The following is a 1,807-nucleotide window of genomic DNA, read 5'->3' as shown; positions in this document are numbered from 1 at the left end:
GGCCGTGGGTGCCTGGGTAGCGTTCGTGGTGTCGACGGCGCCAGGGGGACGAAAACGGATGCCAAAGCTCAAGGGGGAATCTCCGTGCGGCGCGCGGATCTGGGGGGGATGCCCGCGCTTCCTGCCCAGAGGAGCGGAACCGTGACGACCTGGCGCATTTCCCCTGCATTCAGCGCGCGCTTTCGGCACGAACGCCCGGAATCCAAGGGGTTGCGCGAGCCAGGGCGCGCCGCAGGTATCGACCCCGCCCATACCGCCTTCGACTCGCTGCGAGCTTTCCTCCAGAGTCTCTGATTCAGTCCTCACGCCAAGGCCCGAGAACCAGGCCTTGGGGCACCCGCGCTCAGGTCGCGACGTCTACTTCCACTTCCCGAAGGAGACGGTGCTCTTGAATCCACTGACCACGGAGTCCTTCATGTCGCCGGCTGTGTCCTTGGCGCCCTCGTAGATGGCCTTGGACTTGCCGGCGGCGACCGCCCAGCTGTGGCTCTCCCGGATGTCAACCATCCCATCCACTCCGCGCTCCTTCAGCTTCTTCGTCTCACTGACCACGTCATCGGCCTGTTCAATCAACGGTGACATGTCCCCCGGGTCGTTCCAGACAGAGACGGTTGCCTTTCCATTCTTCAAGGCCTGGATGACCTCCGGAGAGGCGTCCTTGATGTCCTTGTATCTCGTGATGAACGACACCGGCCTCGGGGCATTGTCGGTGATGTGTTGTTGCATCGCCGCCGCGGTGTCGCTCGTCAGCGCTCCGTCAGGAGTGTTGATACCCATGGTGGCATTGGGGAGCTTGTCGCCCAGGGCCTCCCGAATCCACGCCGCCTCGTAGGGGTTCACGCTGAACATCAACCGCTCGCCCGGGATGCCGGAGTCCACTATCTGCTTCACCATCTCCGTCACGGCGGCCTTCTTCTTTATCGAATTCTCCTCAATCTCCTGCGGAGTAGCTCCACCTTTGAAGGCATCGAGCTTGACGTCTACCTTCACGCCCACCCCCAGCGCCTTCCCTTTCGCGAGCCAATCCTGAAAGGAGAGCTTGGGGTCGTACTCGTCATGGTTCATCTCCATGCCGCCGTCTTTCTTCATCTGGAGATCCCCCTCGACCCAGTTCTTCCCCTCCTTCACGGCCTTGTTGAAGTCATGCTGCGTGTTCGTCGAGTGGGCGTTGTTGGCCTCGGAGAGCTTCTGGCCTGGTTTCCATTGCCCCTGATAGTCCAGCGGCTTGTGCTCCCTCTGGAGCTCCTTCGCGGCCTTGTCCTTACCGGACGCCTGAAGCTCGGTGACGGTCGCCCCGCCTAGCAAGACCGCGCCAATGGGGTTCTGGGTCTTCATGTCCTGCAGCACATCGTCGAACTGGTTGAGCTGATTGCTGTTGGGGAGGCCATCGGCCAGCGCCTTGCCCAGGGCCTTCTGCCCCTCCGGCCCCGCTCGCTCCGCCACCGCCGCCAGCGCATTCAGGCTGTCGCGGGTGATGCCGTTCTTCTTGCTGTCATCCTTGTCCTTGCTGACCCGGACGCCCAGCTCCACTCCCACCTGCTGAAGCGTGGGCTGCGTCATGCGAATGAGTCCATTCACATACGCCGTGTCCAGTGCCGGTTGCGCCTGCACCAGCTCTTGCAACTTCGTGGTGGCCGCCTTCGCGCCTCCCGTGCGGTATGCGTCCGACACCTGCTGCGCATGTTGTTGCGCGAGCGGGGGCACATCCATCGGGAGGATGTTGGGCCCCTTCCCTGGCGCGGTCACGAACTCGTCGCGCGTGGGCATCCCGGTCGGACCTTGCACGGGGCCTGGCGGGGGTTCCTGT

General features: G+C 63.3%; 1 protein-coding gene. It reads right to left on the bottom strand.

Annotated elements, in window-relative coordinates; genetic code table 11:
* Nucleotides 1–357: 357 nt before the first annotated feature.
* On the bottom strand, nt 358–1,807 hold a 1,450-nt coding region (locus tag HR086_RS46595; RefSeq protein ID WP_217442238.1), incomplete at its 5' end, for a hypothetical protein.

The organism is Myxococcus sp. CA039A, from assembly GCF_013336645.1.
Lineage (GTDB): Bacteria > Myxococcota > Myxococcia > Myxococcales > Myxococcaceae > Myxococcus > Myxococcus llanfairpwllgwyngyllgogerychwyrndrobwllllantysiliogogogochensis.
This window is presented reverse-complemented; position numbering and strand designations above follow the sequence as displayed.